This is a genomic window from Mycobacterium sp. E802 (assembly GCF_001666875.1).
GTDB lineage: Bacteria > Actinomycetota > Actinomycetes > Mycobacteriales > Mycobacteriaceae > Mycobacterium.
The window spans coordinates 12,262-28,819 of sequence record NZ_LZJD01000002.1; the positions used below are offsets into that span (position 1 = coordinate 12,262).

The 16,558-nt window shown below is 66.9% G+C and carries 14 protein-coding genes; 10 read left to right on the plus strand and 4 right to left on the minus strand.

All coding sequences use genetic code 11. The features are described 5' to 3' along the window. Nucleotides 1–25 precede the first annotated feature (25 nt). The 4 genes from mptB to A5699_RS00140 all read left to right on the plus strand — a co-directional run bounded on the left by mptB (nt 26) and on the right by A5699_RS00140 (nt 4,429). The gene (mptB, locus tag A5699_RS00125) at nt 26–1,702 is read left to right on the plus strand and encodes a polyprenol phosphomannose-dependent alpha 1,6 mannosyltransferase MptB (RefSeq protein ID WP_067763639.1); all 1,677 of its coding nucleotides are present in this window, start codon (nt 26–28) and stop codon (nt 1,700–1,702) included. Next, the gene (locus A5699_RS00130) at nt 1,699–2,631 is read left to right on the plus strand and encodes an ABC transporter ATP-binding protein (protein WP_067763642.1); all 933 of its coding nucleotides are present in this window, start codon (nt 1,699–1,701) and stop codon (nt 2,629–2,631) included. The genes mptB and A5699_RS00130 overlap by 4 nt, the downstream gene beginning before the upstream one ends. Then, entirely contained in the window at nt 2,628–3,410 is a 783-nt protein-coding gene (locus A5699_RS00135; RefSeq protein ID WP_067763645.1) for an ABC transporter permease, read from the plus strand. Before A5699_RS00130 ends, A5699_RS00135 begins: the two co-directional genes overlap by 4 nt. A gap of 98 nt (nt 3,411–3,508) precedes the next feature. Beyond that, complete coding sequence (locus tag A5699_RS00140) at nt 3,509–4,429, plus strand: heme A synthase (protein ID WP_197508148.1); 921 nt, start codon at nt 3,509–3,511, stop codon at nt 4,427–4,429. Here the strand turns inward: A5699_RS00140 and A5699_RS00145 are convergent. Beyond that, a complete protein-coding gene (locus A5699_RS00145; RefSeq protein WP_067763651.1) occupies nt 4,426–5,364 on the minus strand; it encodes a RimK family alpha-L-glutamate ligase in 939 nt (312 codons plus the stop codon). The two genes, A5699_RS00140 and A5699_RS00145, sit on opposite strands and share 4 nt — an antisense overlap. Nucleotides 5,365–5,396: 32 nt before the next feature. Between A5699_RS00145 and A5699_RS00150 the strand changes: the two genes are divergently transcribed. Then, nucleotides 5,397–6,371 carry a quinone oxidoreductase gene (locus tag A5699_RS00150; protein WP_067763767.1) on the plus strand — a complete coding sequence of 325 codons (975 nt, stop codon included), beginning with the start codon at nt 5,397–5,399 and terminating at the stop codon, nt 6,369–6,371. A gap of 92 nt (nt 6,372–6,463) precedes the next feature. Here A5699_RS00150 and A5699_RS00155 read toward each other — a convergent pair whose 3' ends face one another. Together A5699_RS00155 and A5699_RS00160 are read right to left on the minus strand one after the other, a co-directional pair. Then, nucleotides 6,464–7,393 (minus strand): DUF1254 domain-containing protein, encoded by a 930-nt coding sequence (locus tag A5699_RS00155; protein WP_197508149.1) that lies wholly within the window; start codon nt 7,391–7,393, stop codon nt 6,464–6,466. A 51-nt stretch (nt 7,394–7,444) separates the two neighbouring features. Then, a complete protein-coding gene (locus A5699_RS00160) occupies nt 7,445–8,377 on the minus strand; it encodes a heme o synthase (protein ID WP_067763657.1) in 933 nt (310 codons plus the stop codon). 232 nt (nt 8,378–8,609) lie between these two features. Here A5699_RS00160 and tkt point away from each other — a divergent pair, with 232 nt between their 5' ends. Genes tkt through pgl form a run of 5 tightly spaced genes read left to right on the plus strand, consistent with a single transcriptional unit; the run spans nt 8,610 to nt 15,066 of the window. After that, nucleotides 8,610–10,700, plus strand: a complete 2,091-nt coding sequence (tkt, locus tag A5699_RS00165) for a transketolase (RefSeq protein ID WP_067763660.1) — start codon at nt 8,610–8,612, stop codon at nt 10,698–10,700. 23 nt (nt 10,701–10,723) lie between these two features. After that, nucleotides 10,724–11,839, plus strand: coding sequence for a transaldolase (gene tal / locus A5699_RS00170; RefSeq protein WP_067763663.1), 1,116 nt, complete (start codon nt 10,724–10,726; stop codon nt 11,837–11,839). Continuing rightward, nucleotides 11,836–13,407 (plus strand): glucose-6-phosphate dehydrogenase, encoded by a 1,572-nt coding sequence (gene zwf, locus A5699_RS00175; protein ID WP_067763666.1) that lies wholly within the window; start codon nt 11,836–11,838, stop codon nt 13,405–13,407. Before tal ends, zwf begins: the two co-directional genes overlap by 4 nt. A 19-nt stretch (nt 13,408–13,426) precedes the next feature. Continuing rightward, nucleotides 13,427–14,338: a glucose-6-phosphate dehydrogenase assembly protein OpcA gene (opcA, locus tag A5699_RS00180; protein WP_067763669.1), complete on the plus strand. Its 912-nt coding sequence runs from the start codon at nt 13,427–13,429 to the stop codon at nt 14,336–14,338. Further along, nucleotides 14,335–15,066 (plus strand): 6-phosphogluconolactonase, encoded by a 732-nt coding sequence (gene pgl, locus A5699_RS00185; protein ID WP_067763673.1) that lies wholly within the window; start codon nt 14,335–14,337, stop codon nt 15,064–15,066. Before opcA ends, pgl begins: the two co-directional genes overlap by 4 nt. 192 nt (nt 15,067–15,258) lie before the next feature. On the opposite strand, the gene A5699_RS00190 is transcribed toward pgl, so the two are convergent. Further along, on the minus strand, nt 15,259–16,539 hold the full coding sequence (locus A5699_RS00190; RefSeq protein ID WP_067763676.1) for an ethanolamine utilization protein EutH: 1,281 nt from the start codon (nt 16,537–16,539) through the stop codon (nt 15,259–15,261). Nucleotides 16,540–16,558 lie beyond the last annotated feature (19 nt).

Genomic DNA, 16,558 nt, shown 5'->3' on the forward strand with positions numbered 1-16,558 from the left:
CTCGGTCGGCAGTTAGGCTGCCCTGATGGCAAGCCGCCTGTCGTCCTTCAGCTCATCGATCGCCCGGTGGCACGGCGATGAACGGGCAGTCGGGTCACCACTGAACCCTGCCGAGGTCGTCGCGCAACGCCGGACCCGGCTGTTCGGGGCCACCGGAACCGTACTGATGGCGATCGGCGCCCTCGGTGCCGGCGCCCGTCCCGTCGTCCAGGATCCGACATTCGGGGTGCGGCTGCTCAACCTGCCCTCGCGCATCCAGACCGTATCGCTGACGATGACCACGACGGGTGCGGTGATGATGGCGCTGGCCTGGCTGATGCTGGGCCGGTTCGCACTCGGCCCGCGACGCATGTCCCGCAGCCAACTCGACCGCACCCTCTTGTTGTGGGCCATCCCGCTGCTCATCGCGCCGCCGATGTACAGCAAGGACGTCTACTCCTACCTCGCGCAAAGTGAAATCGGCTACATCGGACTCAACCCGTACCAGGTCGGCCCGGCCACGGGCCTGGGCCTCGACCACGTGTTCACGTTGTCGGTGCCCAGCCTGTGGCGCGAGACACCGGCCCCGTACGGGCCGCTGTTCCTGTGGATCGGCGAAAGCATCTCGGCACTCACCGGGGAGAACATCGTCGCGGCGGTGCTGTGCCACCGGATCGTGGTGTTGCTCGGCGTCGGGCTCATCGTGTGGGCAACGCCGCGGCTGGCCCGTCGCTGCGGGGTCGCCGAGGTCAGTGCGCTGTGGCTGGGTGCCTGCAATCCCCTGTTGTTCATGCACCTGGTAGCCGGAATCCACAACGAGGCCCTGATGCTCGGGCTGATGCTGGCCGGTACGGAGTTTGCGCTCCGCGGCATCGATGCTGCGGCGGCGATCATCCCCCGGCCGCTGGCCTGGCCCCACACCCGTGTGGACTGGCAGCGCTGGTATCCGGCCGCGATGCTGACCGTAGGCACCGTGCTGATCACGTTGTCCTCGCAGGTCAAACTGCCGTCCCTGCTGGCTCTCGGCTTTGTCGCAATGGCGCTGGCCTGGCGTCTCGGCGGCACCGTCAAGGCGTTTTTCGCCGCGAGCGTCCCGCTCGGCGTGATCTCGCTGGCGGTGATGGCTCTGATCGGCTGGGCCAGCGGGCTGGGCTTCGGCTGGCTGTCCACCTTGGGCACCGCCAACGTGGTGCGCAGCTGGATGTCCCCGCCGACGCTGCTGGCGCTCGGTACCGGCCAGGTCGGAATCCTGCTCGGACTGGGTGACCACACCACCGCGGTACTCGCGCTGACCCGCGCGATCGGCGTGTTCCTGATCGCGATCCTGGTCAGCTGGCTGCTGCTGGCCGTGCTGCGCGGCCGACTGCACCCTGTCGGCGGCCTGGGCGTCGCCCTCGGCGGCACCATTTTGCTGTTTCCCGTGGTGCAGCCGTGGTATCTGCTGTGGGCGGTGATCCCGTTGGCGGCCTGGGCGACACGGCCCGGGTTCCGCGGCTCGACGATCGCGATCACGCTGGTGGTCGGCATCTTCGGTCCGACGGCCAACGGCGACCGGTTCACGCTGTTCCAGATCGTGATGGCCACCCTGGCCAGCACCGTGATCGTGCTGATCCTGATCGGGCTGACCTGGCGCCGGTTGCCGTGGCGCGCGTCACCTCGGCGGGACACAAGCCCACCGCCGACACCGGCCCAGTCTCCCGACGCCTACGCTGAATCCCCGTGACCTCGCGTTCCGACCATCCAGTGCTGCTGCGCGGCGTAACCAAGCGCTTCGGTTCCACCACAGCGGTGTCAAACCTGGACCTCGAGGTGCAACGCGCCGAGGTGTTGGCGCTCCTGGGCCCCAACGGCGCCGGCAAGACCACCACCGTCGAAATGTGTGAGGGATTCATCCGCCCGGACGACGGCCGGGTCGAGATCCTCGGCCTGGACCCTGTCGCCGACAACGCCCGGGTGCGCGAACGGATCGGGGTGATGCTGCAGGGCGGCGGTGGATACCCCGCGGCCCGCGCCGGCGAGATGCTCAAGCTGGTCGCCTCCTACGCCGCCGATCCGCTCGATCCGTCCTGGCTGATGGACACGCTTGGACTCACCGAGTCGGCCCGCACCACGTACCGCCGGCTCTCGGGCGGCCAGCAGCAGCGGCTGGCCCTGGCCTGCGCCGTGGTCGGCCGGCCCGAGCTGGTTTTCCTCGACGAACCCACCGCCGGAATGGACGCGCATGCCCGAATTGTGGTGTGGGAGTTGATCGATGCGCTGCGCCGTGACGGTGTCACCGTCGTGCTGACCACCCACCACCTCGCCGAGGCCGAAGAACTGGCCGACCGGATCGTGATCATCGACCACGGGGTGGCCGTCGCCACCGGTACACCGGCCGAGCTGACCCACAGCGGCGCGGAGAACCAGCTGCGGTTCAACGCGCCACGCAAGCTCGACCTGTCCCTGCTGACCGCCGCCCTTCCCGAGGGCTACAAGGCTGTCGAGACGGCTCCCGGGGAGTACCTGGTGGAGGGGCAGATCGATCCGCAGGTGCTGGCCACGGTGACGGCCTGGTGCGCGCGGCTCAATGTGCTGGCCACCGGCATGCGGGTGGAGCAGCGCAGCCTCGAAGATGTATTCCTCGACCTCACCGGACGGGAGCTGCGGTCATGACCGGCGCGCCGAACCGATTCGCCCCCGGAACATTTTCGCCGGACCCGCGTCCGGCGAAGGTGCCGGCCATGCTGGCCGCCCAGTTCGGGCTGGAGCTGAAGCTGTTGCTGCGCAACGGCGAACAGCTGCTGTTGACGATGTTCATCCCGATCACGCTGTTGGTCGGGTTGACGCTGTTGCCACTGGGATCGTTCGGCGATCACCGCGCTGCCACGTTCACCCCGGCCATCATGGCACTGGCCCTGATCTCCACGGCGTTCACCGGACAGGCCATCGCAGTGGCGTTCGACCGTCGTTATGGCGCCCTCAAACGGCTCGGTGCCACGGCGCTTCCGGTCTGGGGAATCATCGTCGGCAAGTCGCTGGCGGTGGTGACCGTGGTGTTCTTGCAGGCGATCCTGTTGGGGGCCATCGGTTTTGCGCTGGGGTGGCGCCCATCGCCGGTGGGGTTGGCGCTGGGTGCGGTGGTGATCGCATTGGGTACCGCCACCTTCGCCGCGTTGGGACTGCTGCTCGGCGGCACGCTCAAGGCCGAGATCGTGCTGGCGTTGGCGAACCTGTTGTGGTTCGTTTTTGCCGGCCTCGGCGCGCTCACCATCGACGGCGGCCCGGTGCCGTCGGCCCTGCGGTGGGCAGCCCGGCTGACCCCGTCGGGCGCCCTCACCGAAGCCCTGACCCAGGCCATGACGGTGTCGGTGGACTGGTTCGGCCTGGCCGTGCTGGCGGTTTGGGGCGCGGTGGCCGCGGCGGCCGCCTTGCGGTGGTTCCGGTTCACCTGATCCGGCACCGCCCCTACTACGGGCTGTAGTTCCTGATCAACTACGATCAGGCCGTGCCCGTCGGAAGAGCGTTCCAGCGACTGGTCGACCTGCTGCCCATGCCGAGCCTTCGGGCCCAGCGGGTGATCGCGTTCCTGGTGATCCTCACCCAAGGCGGTATCTCGGTCACCGGAGCGATCGTCCGTGTCACCGCGTCCGGCCTCGGGTGCCCGACCTGGCCGCAGTGCTTCCCCGGCAGTTTCACCCCGGTGCCGCACGCCGAGGTCGCTGTCGTGCATCAGGTGGTCGAGTTCGGCAACCGGATGATCACCTTTCTCGTCGTCCTGACCGCCATCGCCGCCGTGCTGGCCGTCACGCGCGCCCGGCGGCGCCGCGAGGTGCTGATCTACGCCTGGCTGATGCCGGCCTCGACCGTGGTCCAGGCGATCATCGGCGGCATCACGGTACGCACCGGCCTGTTGTGGTGGACGGTGGCCATCCACCTGCTGGCCTCCATGGCGATGGTGTGGCTCGCCGTTCTGCTGTTCGTCAAGATCGGCCAGCCCGATACCGGTGCGCCGACCGAGACCGTACCGAAACCGCTGCGCCAGTTGACCGTTCTGAGCGCGGTGATCCTGGCGGCGGTCCTGGTGACCGGCACCCTGGCCACCGGCGCCGGCCCGCATGCCGGCGACAAGAGCCTCGATCGCGTGGTCCCGCGGCTGCAGGTCGAGATCACCACGCTGGTCCACATGCACTCGTCGCTGCTGGTGGCCTACCTGTCGCTGATCGTCGCGCTGGGCTTCGCGCTCGCCGCGGTGCGCGCGCCCCGCGCGGTGATGATCCGTCTCGCCGTGCTGTTGGTGGTGGTGTGCGGGCAGGGGCTCGTCGGGATCGTGCAGTTCTACACCGGGGTTCCGGCAGCGCTGGTCGCGGTGCACGTCGCCGGCGCGGCCGTCTGTACCGCGGCCACTGCCGCACTGTGGGCTTCGATGCGTGAGCGGGTCACGCCGGCGTCAGAGCAGAAAACGTCGGGCTAGAAAGCCCGGTGCGACAGCGGGCCGAGGCCCAGGCGCTCCAACGCCCCTTCGATGCCCACGGCGAACCGCCGCTCGGCCTCGGCGCGTTCTGCCTGACCGAGCTGACCGAACCCGAGTGACGGCTCGACCAATTCCAGTTCGAGCAGACGGGGATTTGCCGGGCCGCCGATCACATCGACCCGGGCATACACCAGATCCGCACGATCCAGATCGAACGACCGCCTCACTGCGTCCAGCGCCCGGCGACCGACCTCCCAGACTTCGTCGTCAGGATCGGCCGGTGACAACGATTCCTGCGCGTAGGTGCCGGTCTCCTCGAATTCGGGAATCTGCCCGGGTGGCGGCAGAATCGGCGCCTTGGTGAACGCGTGGGATTCCTCACCGGCCAGGAACACCAGCGCCGTCTCACCGTCGGCGATGCGCGGGTCGTACGGCTGCACCAGCACCGCGCGGCCGTGGGCTTGCAGTGCCGCCGCGTGCGCCAGCGCCTCCGATGCCTCCACGAACCGCTGCACCCCGGCGGAACCGGCACCCACCGCGGGCTTCACCACCAACTCGCCGTCAGGAAGGCTGACCCGCTCGCCGGCCGCGAAATATCGCGTGGGCACGACAGGGACGCCCATGCGCTGCAGGTCGCCGAGATAGCGCTTGTCGGTGTTCCATTGCACGATCTGCACCGGGTTGATCAGGTGGCGCACCGACCGGGCCCACGCCAGAAATTCGTCGAGACGTTCGGCGTAATCCCACGTGGCCCGCAAGATCACCACGTCCGCCTCGAGCGTGCTCGGATCGTCCCACGGCAGCCAGCGGGCGTGGAGCCCGCGGTGACGCAGAGCCGCGATCAGGCCGGCGTCGTCGCCGTCGCCCTCCGGCAAGGCCGCACAGCCGGCCAACACGATGCGGGGATGGAACACATCCGGACGGGCGAGCTTCACCTCCGCGATGATAGGTGTGGATGATGGATGGCGTGTATGCCATCGAAGTTGCCGAGACCGGCGGACCCGAAGTCCTGAGCTACGTCGAGCGTTCCGAGCCGTCCCCCGGCCCGGGCGAGGTGCTGATCAAGGCCGAAGCCATCGGCGTCAACTTCATCGACACGTATTTCCGATCCGGGCAGTATCCGCGGGAGCTGCCGTTCGTCGTCGGGTCCGAGGTGTGCGGCACTGTCGCGGCCGTCGGCGACGACGTGGCCGCCCTGGCCGTCGGTGATCGTGTGGTCACCGCGAATGCGACGGGTGCCTACGCGGACTTCTGTGTCGCGCCAGCCGATTTCGTCGCGTATGTGCCCGAAGGTGTGGCGCCCGACGCGATCGCCTCGGCGCTGCTGAAAGGCATGACCGCCCACTACCTGATCAAGTCCACCTACGCCGTGCAACCGAACGACACGATTCTGGTGCACGCCGGCGCCGGCGGCGTCGGCCTGATCCTGACCCAGTGGGCCACCAGCATCGGCACCCGGGTGATCACCACCGCCTCGACACCGGAGAAGGCCGAACTGTCCCGGCAGGCCGGTGCCGTCGAAGTCCTCGAATACCCTGAGGATCCCGACGAGTTCGGCGCCAAGATCCGTGATCTCACCGGCGGCGTGGGGGTGGCCGCAGTCTACGACGGTGTCGGTGCGTCGACCTTCGATGCCAGCCTGGCCAGCCTGGCCGTGCGCGGCACCCTGGCCCTGTTCGGCGCCGCCAGCGGACCCGTGCCGCCCGTCGACCCGCAGCGGCTCAACTCGTCGGGCTCGGTGTTCTTGACCCGGCCGACACTGGCCCACCACACCCGTACTCCCGACGAGTTCTGCTGGCGGGCAGGCGAACTGATCAATGCGATCGCCGATGGGTCGATCACCATCACCGTCGGTGGGCGTTATCCGTTGGCCGAAGCCGCCCAGGCCCACACCGACCTGCAGGGGCGCAAGACCGTCGGCTCGATCGTGCTGGTGCCCTGAGCTTTCGAAGCCTTAAAGCCACGCCGAATTCCACCTCAGGGCTGTGCTGACGACCGGTCAACCGCCCTGTCGTGGAAAGCGGTGTGATCTGGCTATTGCGGTTGGGCGTGCGGGAACGTCCAGGACCCGTCGAGGATCTCGGACCTCGGCCGGTACAACCGCACGAGGTAGTTCCACCCGTCGGTGATCGGCAACACGTTGCCCGCGCCGCTGCCGCCGAACTGCACCGTGATGGCGCCGTCGGGGTCTTTGACGGCGGTGACGTTGTTCACCGAATAGGCGTTCTGCGGGTTCGAGGTGAAATAGCCGTCCCGGTTGTACACCGTCACCGACCAGAACCCGTCCACCGGAACATCGTTCACGGTCAGTCGGTGCACGGTCGCGCCGTCGTTTCGGGGCGGCACCACCGTTTGGTAGAGCGCGTCGCGTTCCGGGTTGCCGCCCCAGGCGAACGCCGAGCCGATCAGGTGGCGCACCGGGTCCACCTCGTACTTGGCGCCGAACATTGCCTTGGTGTCCGTCAGCGTGGTGGACAATGTGACGAGCGCATCGCGAACGGTCTTCTGGCTGACCGGATCCCACTGCGGAACCTCGAAGAATCCCGGATCTGCCTGCGACACCGCGATCGCGTCCTGCACCGCGTGCATGGCGGCCAGGTCGTCGGAGTCACCCGGATCGACCAAGGTCCGCACCGCGACGATCGCATATCGGGTGTCCACCGAGTCACGGCTGAACGTCACCTCGGCGGGCGCGTAGGCGACGTTGGTGGTGTAGTGGTCCTCACTGATCACCTGCAGCGACATGAACCGGCCCGCGGTGTCGGGCAGCGCGACGGTGACCGGACCGGCATCGAGATCGAACACCGCTGCCGAATAGAGCGTGTCGCGATTCTGCCGGATCACGAGCTGGTGGTCGATCGGGGTCAGTTCTCGGATGTGGAAGAACTGGCCGAAGCCACCGTCGGCAACCGCGCCGGCGAAATACCGGTCGGATTCGGCGCGGGCGAAGTTGTCGGGGCTCACCAACTGTGGCATCACCCCAACGTGCCACAACTCGCCGCGGGGCGGTGGGCGTTAGTTGCCGAAGATCGTCGGCAGGGCGAGCGCCGAGTCGATGGCCAGCGCGCAGAACACCACCGCGAGGTAGTTGTTCGACTGCAGGAACAACCGCAGCGGCTTGACGGGCTCACCGCGCTTGACCCCGGAGTACAGCTGGTGGGCCATGATCAGGAACCAGGCACCGGCCAGCAGCGCGACGGCGCCGTAGAGCCACCCGGTGGCCAGGGCCAGCACCAGCGTGGTCAGCACCGTCACCCAGGTGTAGATCAGGATCTGCCGGGTGACCTCGCGCTCGGTGGCCACGGCGGGCAGCATCGGCACCCCGGCCGCCTTGTAGTCGTCCTTGTACCGCATGGCCAGGGCCCAGGTGTGCGGCGGCGTCCAGAAGAAGATGATCAGGAACATCACCAGCGCCGGCCACTGAATCGTGCCGGTCACCGCCGACCACCCGATCATCACCGGCATGCAACCGGCCGCCCCGCCCCAGACCACGTTCTGTGAGGTGCGGCGTTTGAGTATCAACGTGTAGATGAAGACGTAGAACGCGATGGTGACCACCGCCAGCAACCCGGAGAGCAGGTTCGACGTCCACCACAGCCAGCAGAACGAGACCACCGACAGCACCAGACCGAAGATCAGTGCGTGCCGGGTGGGCACCGAGGCCTGGGCCAGCGGGCGACGGGCGGTCCGCTTCATCACCTTGTCGATGTCGGCGTCGGCCACACAGTTCAGGGTGTTGGCGCCGGCCGCCGCGAGCCCGCCACCGATCAGGGTGTTGAGGATCAGCAGCGGGTCAATCGTGCCGCGGTCGGCCAGCAGCATCGCCGGAATGGTGGTGACCAGCAACAACTCGATCACCCGCGGCTTGGTCAACGCCAAATACGACAGGAAGGTGGACCGTATTCGGCTCGGCGCCCCATTGATGAGCCGGCGCTCGCGAATGCTCACGCAAATAACTCCTCGGGTGGCGTCACGCGGCTTCTACTACAGACGATGGTAGACCGCCGCCCGAAAACCTCAGAATCGCAGGGTCTGTTCAGGGCGGCGACGGGGTAAACGACCGGGTATCGGTGTGCGAACCAGTCTGCATCGGATGAGTCCGCCCCACTAGGGTGTTTGAGGTAGCAGCATGGCAACTGCGCGCACCTATCAGCAGTTTGACGACGAGGAAGTGAGCTTAGTGACCACCGCCGAAGAGATCACCGCTCTCACCCAGCCCAACCATCCCGAGGATTGGACCGACCTCGACAGCCGCGCAGTCGACACCGCGCGGGTGCTGGCGGCTGATGCGGTGCAGAAGGTGGGCAACGGCCACCCGGGCACGGCGATGAGCTTGGCGCCACTGGCCTACACGTTGTTCCAGCGCCAGTTGCGCCACGACCCGAGCGACACCCACTGGCTGGGGCGTGACCGGTTCGTGCTGTCCTGCGGCCATTCCAGCCTCACGCTCTACATCCAGCTGTATCTCGGCGGATTCGGCTTGGAGTTGTCCGACATCGAGGCGCTGCGCACGTGGGGTTCCAAGACCCCCGGCCATCCGGAGTTCCGGCACACCAAGGGCGTGGAGATCACCACCGGCCCGCTGGGCCAGGGCCTGGCCTCTGCGGTCGGCATGGCGATGGCCGCCCGCTACGAACGTGGCCTGTTCGACCCGGACGCCAAGCCCGGCACCAGCCCGTTCGACCACTACATCTACGTGATCGCCTCCGACGGCGACATCGAAGAGGGCGTCACCAGTGAGGCGTCGTCACTGGCGGGCACCCAGCAGCTCGGCAACCTGATCGTCTTTTACGACAAGAACCACATCTCGATCGAGCACGACACCGACATCGCGTTGAGCGAGAACGTCGCCGACCGCTACCGCGCCTACGGCTGGCATGTCCAGGAGATCGAGGGCGGCGAGAACGTCGTCGGGATCGAAGCGGCCATCGCCGAGGCCAAGAAGGTCACCGACAAGCCGTCGTTCATCTCGATCCGCACGATCATCGGCTACCCCGCGCCGACCAAGATGAACACCGGTGGCGTGCACGGCTCGGCCCTGGGTGCCGACGAGGTGGCTGCCACCAAGAAGGTGCTGGGCTTCGACCCGGACAAGACGTTCGAGGTCGATGACGACGTCATCACCCACACCCGGGAGCTGGTCGGCCGCGGCAAGCAGGCCCACGACGAGTGGCAGGTCGATTTCGACGCGTGGGCCAAGCGCGAACCCGAGCGCAAGAAGCTTCTCGACCGGCTGCTGGCCCAGGAACTGCCCGAGGGCTGGGATGCCGACCTGACCTATTGGGGGCCGGGCAGCAAGGCGGTGGCCACCCGCGCCGCATTCGGTCAGGTGCTCAACGACGTGGCCCCGAAGCTGCCCGAATTGTGGGGCGGTTCAGCAGATCTCGCCGGCAGCAACAACACCACGATCAAGGGGGTCAAGTCGTTCGGGCCGCCGTCCATCTCGACCGACGACTTCACCGCGGACTGGTACGGCCGGGTGCTGCACTTCGGCATCCGTGAGCACGCGATGGGGTCGATCCTGTCGGGCATCGTGCTGCACGGCCCCACCCGTGCGTTCGGCGGCACGTTCCTGCAGTTCTCCGACTACATGCGGCCCGCGGTCCGACTTGCCTCGTTGATGGACATCGACACCATCTACATCTGGACCCACGATTCGATCGGCCTCGGCGAGGACGGTCCCACCCACCAGCCGATCGAACATCTGGCCGCCCTGCGGGCCATCCCCCAGCTGGCCGTGGTCCGTCCGGGTGATCCGAACGAGACCGCCTACGCGTGGCGCAGCATCATCGCGCGCGGCAACGGCAGCGGGCCGGTCGGCTTCATCCTGACCCGCCAGGGAGTGCCGGTGCTGGAAGGCACCGACGCCGACGGCGTGGCCCGCGGCGGTTACGTCCTGGGTGGCACCCCCCAGGAGAATCCGGACGTGGTGATCATCGCCACCGGCTCGGAACTGCAGCTTGCCGTCGAGGCACAAAAATTGTTGGCGGACAAGGACATCAACGCCAGCGTCGTCTCGATGCCCTGTGTCGAATGGTTCGAAGCGCAGCCCAAGGAGTACCGCGATTCGGTGCTGCCCCCGGCGGTTTCAGCCCGGGTGGCGGTCGAGGCCGGCGTGGCGCAGAGTTGGTACAAGCTGGTCGGAGACACCGGCGAGATCGTCTCGATCGAGCACTACGGTGCCTCCGCCGACGACAAGACGCTGTTCCGTGAGTTCGGTTTCACCCCCGAGGCCGTGGCGGCCGCGGCGGAACGATCCTTGGACAACTGACAGACGAACAGGAGAAGGCAACCATGACTCAGAACCCGAATCTCGCGGCGCTGAGCGCCGCGGGCGTATCTGTCTGGCTTGATGACCTGTCGCGCGAGCGGCTGCAAACCGGCAATCTGCAGGAACTGATCGATACCCGCAGCGTCGTGGGTGTCACCACCAACCCGTCGATCTTCCAGGCCGCCCTGTCGAAAGGCACCGCGTACGACGCGCAGGTCAAAGAACTTGCCGAACGCGGCGCCGACGTCGACGCCACGATCCGCACCGTCACCACCGACGACGTCCGCAACGCGTGCGACGTCCTGGCCAAGACGTACGAGGCCTCCGACGGTGTCGACGGCCGGGTCTCCATCGAGGTCGATCCGCGGCTGGCGCACGACACCGACAAGACGATCCTGCAGGCCATCGAGCTGTGGAAGATCGTGGACCGGCCCAACCTGCTGATCAAGATCCCGGCCACGCTGGCGGGCCTGCCCGCGATCACCGCGGTGATCGCCGAGGGCATCTCGGTCAACGTGACGCTGATTTTCTCCGTGGAACGGCACCGCGCGGTCATGGACGCCTACCTCGCCGGGTTGGAGAAGGCCAAGGAGGCCGGCCACGATCTGTCGAAGATCCATTCGGTCGCCTCGTTTTTCGTCTCGCGGGTGGACACCGAGATCGACAACCGGCTGGACAAGCTCGGCAGTCAGGATGCACTGGCGCTGCGCGGCCAGGCCGGCGTGGCCAACTCACGTCTGGCCTACGCCGCCTATGAGGAGGTCTTCGGCAGCGAGCGGTTCGCGGCACTCAAGGGCGACGGCGCCCGGGTGCAGCGGGTGCTGTGGGCCTCGACCGGCGTGAAGAACCCGGACTATCCAGACACCCTGTATGTCACCGAGTTGGTGGCCGCCGACACGGTGAACACCATGCCGGAGAAGACGATCGAAGCCGTGGCCGACCACGGCAAGATCACCGGAGACACCATCAGCGGCACCGCTGCGGCGTCACAGGAGGTCTTCGACAAGCTGAGTGCGGTCGGCATCGATGTGGCCGACGTGTTCAAGGTGCTCGAAGACGAAGGCGTCGAGAAGTTCGAGAAGTCGTGGCAGGAACTGCTCGACGCGACCCAGGGCCAACTCGACGCCGCCGCACGATGACGGTCGCCGACGCGGGCACCACGTGGCACAACCCGCTGCGGGACAAGCGCGACAAGCGCATGCCCCGCATCGCCGGGCCATGCGCGGTGGTGATCTTCGGGGTTACCGGTGACCTTGCCCGCAAGAAGCTGATGCCGGCGATCTACGACCTGGCCAACCGCGGCCTGTTGCCCCCGAGCTTCGCGCTGGTGGGCTTCGCGCGACGCGACTGGCAGGACGAGGACTTCGGCAAGATCGTGTACGACGCGGTCAAACAGCACGCGCGCACGCCGTTCCGCCAGGAAGTCTGGGACCGATTGGCCGAAGGTTTCCGGTTCGTGCAGGGCACCTTTGATGACGACGCCTCCTTCGAGCGGTTGAAAGAGACCCTGGAAAAACTCGATGTGGAGCGCGGCACCAGCGGCAATCATGCGTTCTACCTGTCGATCCCGCCGAAGTCGTTCCCTCAGGTCTGTGAGCAGTTGTCGAAGTCGGGGCTGGCCGACAAGGCTGCTGCGGACGTGAGGAGCGGATCAGACGGCGAGAGTTGGAGCCGGGTGGTCATCGAGAAGCCCTTCGGTCACGATCTCAAGAGCGCCGAAGAGCTCAACGCGGTGGTCAACAGCGTGTTCCCGGAGTCCTCGGTGTTCCGCATCGACCACTACCTGGGCAAGGAGACCGTCCAGAACATCCTGGCGTTGCGCTTCGCCAACGAGTTGTTCGAACCGGTGCTGAACTCGCACTACGTCGACAGCGTGCAGATCACGATGGCCGAGGACATCGGTCTCGGTGGCCGCGCCGGCTATTACGACGGTGTGGGTGCGGCCCGCGACGTCATCCAGAACCACCTGTTGCAACTGCTGGCGCTGACGGCGATGGAAGAACCGGTCAGCTTCTCCCCCGCCGAACTCCAGGCCGAGAAGATCAAGGTGCTCTCGGCCACCCGGCTGGCCGAGCCGCTGGACGAGACCACCTCCCGCGGGCAGTACGTTGCGGGCTGGCAGGGCGGCGAGAAAGTGGTCGGACTCCTCGACGAGGAGGGATTTTCGAAGACCTCGACCACCGAGACGTTCGCCGCCATCACCCTGGACGTGGACACCCGCCGCTGGGCAGGTGTCCCGTTCTATCTGCGGACCGGAAAACGCTTGGGCCGCAGGGTCACCGAGATCGCCCTGCTGTTCAAGCGGGCGCCGCACCTGCCCTTCGATGCCACGATGACCGATGAACTCGGCCAGAACGCACTGGTGATCCGGGTGCAACCCGACGAAGGCATCACCTTGCGGTTCGGGTCCAAGGTTCCCGGCCACATCATGGAGGTCCGCGATGTCAGCATGGACTTCTCCTACGGCTCGGCGTTCGCCGAGGAGTCACCGGAGGCCTACGAGCGCCTGATCCTCGACGTGTTGCTGGGCGAACCGTCGCTGTTCCCGGTCAACGCCGAGGTCGAATTGTCGTGGAAGATCCTCGATCCCGCGCTGGAGTACTGGGCCACGCACGGAAAGCCCGACCCGTACGAGGCCGGAACGTGGGGCCCTGATTCGGCGTTCGAGATGCTGCGTCGGACGGGGCGGGAATGGAGGCGGCCGTGATCCGCGAAGGAGCCGAGCCATGATTGTCGATCTGCCCGACACGAATACCGGAGCGATCAACAAGAAGATCGTCGCGATGCGGGAAGAGGGTGGCGCGATCACCCTCGGCCGGGTGCTGACGCTGGTCATTTCCACCGATTCCGAGGCGATGCTGGAGGAGTCGATCGACGCGGCCAACGTCGCCAGCCGGGAGCATCCGTGTCGCGTGATCGTGGTCATCCCTGGAGACCGGCTGACCACCGAGGCCCGGTTGGACGCCCAGCTGCGGGTGGGCCGTGACGCCGGCGCCAACGAGGTGGTGGTGCTGCGTTTGTCGGGTCCGCTGGCCAACCATGCCAGCAGCGTGGTGACGCCGTTTCTGCTTCCCGACACGCCGGTGGTGACCTGGTGGCCCGATCTGGCGCCTGCGGTACCGGCCCAGGATCCGTTGGGCAAGTTGGCGGTTCGCCGGATCACCGACGCCACCAACGGTGCCGATCCGCTGTCCTGCATCAAGAGCAGGCTGGACGGATACACCCCGGGCGACACCGACCTGGCCTGGAGCCGCGTCACGTACTGGCGGGCGTTGCTCGCCGCGGCGGTCGACCAGCCGCCGCACGAGCCCATCACCTCGGCGTTGGTCTCCGGACTCAAAGACGAACCGGCACTGGACATCATGGCCGGCTGGTTGGCCCGGCGGATCGACGGACCGGTGACCCGCGCGGTCGGTGAGTTGAAGGTCGAACTCACCCGGCCCAGCGAAACCGTGACGCTGACCCGTCCGCAGACCGGCGTGACGGCGGTGTTGAGCCGTACCGGCAAGCCGGATGCGTTGGTGCCCTTGGCCCGCCGCGAGGCCAAGGAATGTCTGGCCGAGGACCTGCGTCGCCTCGACGCCGACGAGATCTATTACGACGCACTCAAGGGAATCGACAAGGTCCGATACGTATGAGCACAGTGATCGAACGTCATGCCGACGCCGACACCCTGGTGGCCGCCACGGGCGACCGGTTGGTGGACACCATCAAGTCGGCGATCGCCGAGCGGCATCAGGCGACCATCGTGCTCACCGGTGGGGGTACGGGGATCGGCCTGCTCAAGCGCGTCGCCGCGCGCGGTGACGAGATCGACTGGACGAAGGTGCACGTCTACTGGGGCGACGAGCGGTTCGTGCCGCAGGACGACGACGAGCGCAACGACAAGCAGGCCCGTGAGGCGCTCTTGGACCATGTCGGGATCCCGGACGTGAACGTACATGCCATGGCCGCCAGCGACGGTGAATTCGGCGACGACCTCGAAGCGGCCGCCACCGGCTACGCGCAGCTGTTGGAAGCCAACTTCGATGCCCCAGGCCCCGGGTTCGATGTGCATCTGCTCGGTATGGGCCCAGAGGGACATATCAACTCACTGTTCCCGGACACCGCCGCGGTGCGCGAAAGCCGGCGTCTGGTCGTCGGGGTCTCCGACTCCCCCAAACCGCCGCCGCGGCGAATCACGTTGACGCTGCCGGCCGTTCAGAACGCGCGTGAGGTGTGGCTGGTGGTCTCCGGTGCGGCCAAGGCCGACGCGGTGGCCGCAGCCTTGGGCGGGGCCGAACCGACCGACATCCCCGCAGCCGGCGCGATCGGTCGCGAGCGCACCGTGTGGTTACTCGACGACGCGGCCGCAAGCAAGCTCTGAGCCGACATCACTCGTCTGTGCCGCCACGGCACTCGCCGGCGTCGGCCAACGCCTCGGCGTAGCCGGCCAGATAGTCGGCGACCAGTTGATCGGAAGCCACCCGGTCAGCCGTGACGGCCGACCGGGTGGGGGGTTCGCAGAATTGCCGCACATTCATTCAGACGTAGTTCGTCCCCGTTTGGTTCCCTGGCATCACGACCGTGCGGGTTCCGGGGACTGCTGGTCCTCGTCGTCCGTGCGCTCGGCGTCGTCGTCGGTGAGATCGGTTTCGGTTTCGGCGTCCTCGCGCTCCAGACGCTTGGCGGTCGGCACGGCGATCCACAGCGCCAAGAGCATCGCCGTGACGCCCGCGACGACCTTGCCGATCATCAACGGGGCGATGAGATTTGGCTGAAAGTTGGCGGTGAAGGCCAGATGGTCGCCGATCAGTGCCGAACTCGTGGTGCCGAAAGCGACGACGAGCACCTTGTCCTTGGCCGGCATGCTGCGGATGAGGTGGAAAGCCGCCAGCATGTTGGTGGTGGCAGCGAGCAGCCCGGCGGTGCCCTCGGTGCTGATGCCCAGGCGTTTGCCGATCACCGTGAGCGGCTTGTCCACGTAGGTGCGGATCGCATAGACCAACGGAAACGCCCCGGCCAACACGATGGCGATGTTGCCGACGACCTCCAGGGCCCGCATCTGATCGTCCGCGGTCGCGATGATCGGTTCGAATCCCCACCAACTGAGCCGTGAGCTGAAGAAGCCGGTGACGTGGTCCACGATCGAGACCGCCAACGCCAGATAGATGGCGGCGTTGAGGATGCGGCCGAACCAGATGAACCCCGTGATCATGGCCCGGGTGGCGAAGTACAACCCGGCCGCGATGGCCACCGTGACAATGATGACCGGCAACATGTTGATCAGGACGTCGCCGATGCCGAAGCCGTCGAGGGTCGCCGTCGAGGCACCGTCTGTGGTGACCGAGTCACGGACCGGCGAGTGGGTGGTGATCAGGATGCCCATCGTGACCAGGACACCGATCGGGACGGTGAGGATGCCGCTCATGATGCCGAGCGCGAAGTACTTGTGGTCCCGCACATTGAGGATCGCCAGACCGACCGGGATGATGAAAGAGATCGTGGCTCCGGACAGGAAGCCGGTGATCGACGCCGTCATCCAGGCTCCGGTGGAATCAGCGGTCGCCTTGGCGAGTTGGTAGCCGCCCATGTCGCTGGCGATCAGGGTGGTCGCCGCCATCGCCGCATCGGCCCCGAAGGGGGCATAGATCTTGCCGAGGACGTGTTCGACGAACCAGGCCAGGTACGGCAACCCGGCCATGATGCCGGCGACGGGCACGAACAGCGGGCCGAGGGCGTAAATCCCCTCTTTGAACTCCCGGCCGATTCCTCGATCACCGCGGAATGCCAATGCGCACGCACCGATGACGACGAACGCCATCATGAGATAGATGACGATGTTTCCCAATGTGGCCATGTCTGAGGCTCTTTCGGAC